We start from the raw sequence: 5,230 nt of genomic DNA on the forward strand, positions 1-5,230 counted from the left end.
TCTCGGAGCGTTATCTTCTGCCCGGAGAGACCCAGGATGTCGCGATCCTGTTCGTGCCGTCGGAATCCTTGTTCGCCGAATTGCACGAACATTTCGACGATGTGATCCAGAAAGCCCATCGCGCGCGCGTCCTGATCGTGTCGCCCTCGCTGCTGCTGATGGCGATCCAGGTGCTGCAGGCTCTGGTCCGCGACGCGCTGGTGCGCGACCAGGCCCATGTCATCCAGGCGGAGACGCGGCGGCTGGTCGAGGATGTCCTGCGGCTGCGCCAGCGCGTCCTGAAGCTGGAGACGCATTTCCGCCAGTCGCAGGAAGATGTCTCGGCGATCCTGACCTCGTCCGAGAAGATCGCTCGTATGGGCGAACGCATCGACCGGATCGATTTTTCCGGCGACAAGCCGGACCTGTTCGAAGCGGCGCAATAAGGCCGCGCGGCCCGCCGCTCAGTCCTTCGCGCCGGCGCCTTCGTCTTCGAGCAGCCCCTGCCGCAAGGCGAGGCGGACCAGTTCGATATCCGAATGGACGCCGAGTTTGCTCCTGATCTGATAGCGCGTATTGGCGATGGTCTTGGCGCTGACATGCAGCACCTCCGCGATCTCGCCGGTCTCCTTGCCCATCAGCAACAGCCGCAGGATCTCGAATTCTCGCGGGGTCAGGCTATCGAGCGCATTTTGCCGTTCGGCGGCCCAATCCTGCGCCAGCTCATGGTCAATGTCCGGGCTGAACGCGATCCGGCCCTTCAACACATCATGGACGGCGGCGAGCAAGACATCCGGAGAGGAGCTTTTGGTGACATAACCGCGCGCTCCCGCGCGGATCGCCTGCCGTGCGTGGACAGCGCTCAAATGCATGGTGAAGACGAGAATGCGGGCGTCCGGGTCCCATTGCCGGATGCGCTTGATCGCCTCGACGCCGCCGACGCCCGACATCGACAGATCCATAATGACCAGATCGGGCCGCGCGCTCTTGTAAAGCCGGTAAGCCTCGGCGCCGTCGGCGGCCTCGGCGACGACGCTCAGGCCGCGCTGCTTTTGCAACAGAGCGCGATAGCCCTCGCGGACTATGGCGTGGTCGTCGACCAGCAGGATCGCCACGTCGCCCCCGTTCATCTCATGCCCTCCGTTTCGCTCTGAGCCTGCGGCGCGGGAACCGCGACGCGCAGGATCAGTCCGGTCGGATGGCGCGCCTCATAATCCATCTGTCCGCCGAGGGCCGCGACCCTTTCCCTGATGCCGACAAGGCCGAGCCCCTCGCCGGGCTCCAGACTTGCCGGACTGGCCTTGCCGTCATCGCTCACGGTCAATTCGATTTCATCCGCGCCGGAGCCGGGCCGCCGGGCGAGAGACAGCGTAATCGTCGCGGCGTCGGCATGTTTGGCGGCATTGGTGAGCGCTTCCTGCGCGATGCGGTAAAGATTGCCGCTGAGGAACGGCGGCAGACCGTCGAAATCGCCCGTCGCCGCGAAAATGAACTGGGCGCCGCCGCGTCGCCGCCAGCCGGCGACCAGCCGCTCCAGCCCTGCCGCGAGCCCAAGCTCGTCCAGATCGGGCGGCCGCAACTGGCTGAGCGCGCCGCGCAGCGCCCCCATCATATTCGCGCTGGTGCGGGCGATCGTCTCGCATTCGGGCACGAGCGCCGGACAATCCTCCCGCGCCGTCTGGGCGAGCGAAGCCGCATTGGCCCCGATGGCGGCGAGACATTGGCCGAATTCGTCGTGCAGGTCGCGCGCCAGACGCCGCCGCTCCTCTTCCTGCACGGCGATCAGCCTTCGGGTCAATTCGCGCCGCTCAGCGAGCGTCGTCTCCAGTTTCGCGGCGAAGGCGTTGAAGACCGTTCCGACCTCGGTCAGTTCGGCAAGATCGAAGGCGGGCAGGCGCGCGGAAAGATCGTCGGCGGCGAGCTTTTCCAGAGCGCGGCTGATCGCCCGGGTCGGCCGCAGCGCCCGCGCCAGAGCGGCATAGACCAGCAGGCAAAGCGCCAGCAAAGTCGCCGCCATCAGCCCGAGAAACCGGCTCGCCTCGCGCCAGACCTGCTCGATCCGGCTCCTGGGATCGTAAGAGGCGGCCGCCGCGCCCATCGTCCGGCCCTCGAAGGCAATCGGACGCCGCGCTTCGGCGCCGGGATCGAACAGCGAGCGATAAAGCCAGCCGAAGGCCTCGGGCGCCTCGCCCGGAGTGCGCCCGCCGCACAGGCTTTGCCGCGCCTCGTCCTGTTCGTCGCGATAGGCGATGCACAGCCCCGGCGCCATCAGCGGCGTGGCGATCCGCTGCAAATCGGGAAAATCGTCGCGCGCGGGCTTCACCCAATGCGCCTGCGCCAGTTGCAAGGCGAGATCGCGCGCCACGACCTCGGCCGCCGCCGAAAGCCGCGCACGCGCCGCGCGTTCGCTGTCGAAAAGCAGGTAGAAAAAGGCCGCGACGAAGCAGAACGCGGCTATGGCCGCCACGCGCAGGGCCAGACGCAGCTTGAGGTCGATTTTCCGTGACAGTCGCATCGCAGCCGCGCCGTGAACGCCGGCATTAAGCGCCAGAACCGACCCGCTGGAAAGCGCGCCGCCGAAAATCGGGAAATTTGCCCGGTCCCCGTCGGGCGCCTCGCCGTTTCGCGCCCTGCGCCGGCGTGGAACGCTGCCAGCGCCTTATCACCGACCGGCAGAAAGACCAGACCATGCGCTCCGTCTCGATCCTCGCCGCCGCCTTGGCGTGCTGCCTTTCGGCGCCCACCCGGCTTTGCGCGAAAGCGCCGGCGCCGCGCGCGACCATCGCCATCCTCGATCTCGATTATGCCGACAGTTCGGGAGAGGTCGAAGATCAAAGAGCAGCTCACGCCAGGCGGCTGCGCGACTTCGTGGAGGCCTTGGGCCGCGATCTTACCGCTCAGGGCGAGTATCGCCTGGTCGCGCTGACCTGCGAGGCGAAGCCTTGCGCCAGCAGCGACGCGCCCGCCGATATCCAGCGCGCCGCGCGCGCGGCTGGCGCGCGTTTCGTCGTCACGGGCGGCGTCCACAAAATGAGCACGCTGGTGCAATGGGCCAAGATCACCATCGCCGATATGGAGCGCGACCGCGTCGTCCTCGACCGCCTGCTCACTTTTCGCAACGACAGCGACGAATCCTGGCGCCGGGCCGAACATTTCGTCGCGCAGGACATCACCAGCGCCCTGGCCTCCGCGCTGGACTGGAAGCCGCCGGTCAAGCTTGCTGTCTTCCCGTTCGAGCTCGAGGATTTCAGCGGCGGCGGCGGAATCATTCCCGAGAGCCCCGAGGACGCCGAACAATTGCGGCGCGCCACCGAGACCGTGCGCAATCTGATCGCCCGGTCCGGGCGCTTCGAGCTGGCAGAGGTCGATCAGACCACGGACCCAAACGCCACGGCGCGCGAGCTGCGCAAATGCGACGGCTGCGACGCCGCGATCGCCAAAAGCCTCGGCGCCGATCAATCGCTCGTCGGCATCGTCACCCGCATCACCCGGACCGATTACGCCGTGACTTTTCGCCTGCGCGACGCGCGAACCGGGGAAATGGTGTCGGTCGGCCAGACCGACCTGCGCATCGGCGCCAATTATTCATGGCCGCGCGGCGCCGCCTGGCTGATGGAGCATCGGCTGCTGGCGCCCCAAAACCCCTAAGACCGAGCGTGATCAGAGATCAGTCCGGCTCCTGAGCGCGGCGGCCAAAGTGCCTTCGTCGAGATAATCCAGCTCGCCGCCGACCGGCACGCCATGGGCGAGGCGGGTGCATTTGACCGCGAAGGGGGCGAGCAATTCGGTGATGTAATGGGCGGTGGTCTGGCCGTCGACCGTGGCGTTGACCGCCAGAATGACTTCCCGCACGCCGCCTTCCGCCACCCGCCCAACCAGCTTGCCGATCGTGAGATCGTCCGGGCCGATGCCGTCGAGCGGCGACAAAGCGCCGCCGAGCACATGGTAGCGCGCGCTGAGAACCCCGGCGCGCTCCAGGGCCCAGAGATCGCCCACCGTCTCCACCACCAGGATCACGCTGGAATCGCGGCGCGGGTCGGCGCAAATGCTGCACGGATCGGTGGTGTCGACATTGCCGCAGACCGAGCAGGTCACGATCTTGTCCCTGGCCGCGCGCATGGCGTCCGCCAGCGGGCCCAGCAATTCCTCGCGCTTGCGGATGAGATGCAGCGCCGCGCGGCGGGCCGAACGCGGCCCAAGCCCCGGCAGGCGCGCCAGCAATTGAATCAGCCGCTCGATTTCCGGCCCGGCGATGCGCTCGGCCATGTCGCTCCCTTAACGTGAGCCAGAATCTTCTATTCCGTCATTGCGAGCGGAGCGAAGCAATCCACCTGTCGGCCGGGCGCAACTCGCGGCGCGGCATGGATTGCTTCGTCGCCTTCGGCTCCTCGCAATGACGGGCGGCGCAGGCCCCGGCCCCTCGAATGCCGCCGTGACCAGGCCGCGATCAGAACGGCAGTTTCATGCCCGGCGGCAGGCCGAGGCCGGCGGTCATGCTTTTCATCTTCTCTTCCAGCAGGCCCTCGGCCTTGCGGCGCGCGTCGGCATGGGCGGCGACGATCAGGTCCTCCAGGATCTCCTTTTCCTCCGCCTTGAGCAGCGAAGGATCGAGCGACAGGCCCTGCAGCGCTCCCTTGGCGGTCAGCGTCACCTTGACCAGGCCGCCGCCGGCGACGCCCTCGACCGTGATATTGTCCAGCTCGGCCTGCATTTCGGCCATTTTGGCCTGCATGGCGCCGGCCTTTTTCATCAAGCCCATGATGTCCATTCAGAAATCCTCGTCTTCGGCATCATCGATATAGGCGACATCCTCGGCGGCCGCCACATCGGGCGCGGCCGCGCGCTCCAGCGATGCGTCGGCGCCTCCCGCCACAGGCTCCGCCTCGCCGCCGCGCACGGCGACGATGGTCGCGCCCGGAAATTGCTCCAGCGCCGCGCGCACCAAAGGATGCGCCTGCACGCCGACGCGCCGCTCGTTCTCCTTCGCCTCGGCCTGTTCCAGCAAAGTCGGCGCACCGGACGCGGAGGACAGCGCCACCATCCAGCGCTGGCCGGTCCAATCCTGCAATTTGCGGGTCAGATGGGCGGCGAGGCCCGGCGCGCCGCCGGGCGCGAGGGAAAATTCCAGCACGCCGGCTTCGAAACGCACCAGCCGCACGTCGCGTTCGAGCGCCGTCTTGACCTGGATGTCGCGCTTTTCCGCCGCCAGCGCGACCAGTTCGGCGAAAGTCTTGACCGCGAGGACCGGCGC

The 5,230-nt window shown here is 67.4% G+C and carries 6 protein-coding genes and 1 pseudogene; 2 read left to right on the forward strand and 5 right to left on the reverse strand.

Annotated features, from left to right (window positions below):
- On the forward strand, window positions 1-425 hold a 425-nt coding region (gene rmuC / locus ACE3S9_RS14365), incomplete at its 5' end, for a DNA recombination protein RmuC (protein WP_374547164.1).
- Window positions 426-443: 18 nt separating this feature from the next.
- Here rmuC and ACE3S9_RS14370 read toward each other — a convergent pair.
- Both ACE3S9_RS14370 and ACE3S9_RS14375 read right to left on the reverse strand, forming a co-directional pair.
- On the reverse strand, window positions 444-1,109 hold the full coding sequence (locus tag ACE3S9_RS14370) for a response regulator (RefSeq protein WP_374547165.1): 666 nt from the start codon (window positions 1,107-1,109) through the stop codon (window positions 444-446).
- On the reverse strand, window positions 1,106-2,494 hold the full coding sequence (locus ACE3S9_RS14375; protein WP_374547166.1) for a histidine kinase: 1,389 nt from the start codon (window positions 2,492-2,494) through the stop codon (window positions 1,106-1,108). Before ACE3S9_RS14375 ends, ACE3S9_RS14370 begins: the two co-directional genes overlap by 4 nt.
- A gap of 77 nt (window positions 2,495-2,571) precedes the next feature.
- Between ACE3S9_RS14375 and ACE3S9_RS14380 the strand changes: the two genes are divergently transcribed.
- Window positions 2,572-3,627, forward strand: a complete 1,056-nt coding sequence (locus ACE3S9_RS14380; RefSeq protein ID WP_374547167.1) for a DUF2380 domain-containing protein — start codon at window positions 2,572-2,574, stop codon at window positions 3,625-3,627.
- Window positions 3,628-3,639: 12 nt separating this feature from the next.
- Here ACE3S9_RS14380 and recR read toward each other — a convergent pair whose 3' ends face one another.
- The 3 genes and pseudogenes from recR to ACE3S9_RS14395 form a co-directional block, all read right to left on the reverse strand.
- Complete coding sequence (recR, locus tag ACE3S9_RS14385; protein ID WP_374547168.1) at window positions 3,640-4,245, reverse strand: recombination mediator RecR; 606 nt, start codon at window positions 4,243-4,245, stop codon at window positions 3,640-3,642.
- 181 nt (window positions 4,246-4,426) lie between these two features.
- Window positions 4,427-4,747 (reverse strand): YbaB/EbfC family nucleoid-associated protein, encoded by a 321-nt coding sequence (locus tag ACE3S9_RS14390; RefSeq protein WP_374547169.1) that lies wholly within the window; start codon window positions 4,745-4,747, stop codon window positions 4,427-4,429.
- Window positions 4,748-5,230 (reverse strand): annotated as a pseudogene (locus ACE3S9_RS14395) (DNA polymerase III subunit gamma/tau); the annotation flags it as partial.

Source organism: Rhodoblastus sp., from assembly GCF_041915505.1.
Taxonomy (GTDB): domain Bacteria; phylum Pseudomonadota; class Alphaproteobacteria; order Rhizobiales; family Beijerinckiaceae; genus Rhodoblastus.

What these genes read in the sequence shown, in the direction of transcription:
- ACE3S9_RS14370 (WP_374547165.1), bottom strand. Translation starts at nt 1,109, where the DNA reads ATGAACGGGGGCGACGTGGCGATCCTGCTGGTCGACGACCACGCCATA.
- ACE3S9_RS14390 (WP_374547169.1), bottom strand. Translation starts at nt 4,747, where the DNA reads ATGGACATCATGGGCTTGATGAAAAAGGCCGGCGCCATGCAGGCCAAA.
- recR (WP_374547168.1), bottom strand. Translation starts at nt 4,245, where the DNA reads ATGGCCGAGCGCATCGCCGGGCCGGAAATCGAGCGGCTGATTCAATTG.
- ACE3S9_RS14375 (WP_374547166.1), bottom strand. Translation starts at nt 2,494, where the DNA reads ATGCGACTGTCACGGAAAATCGACCTCAAGCTGCGTCTGGCCCTGCGC.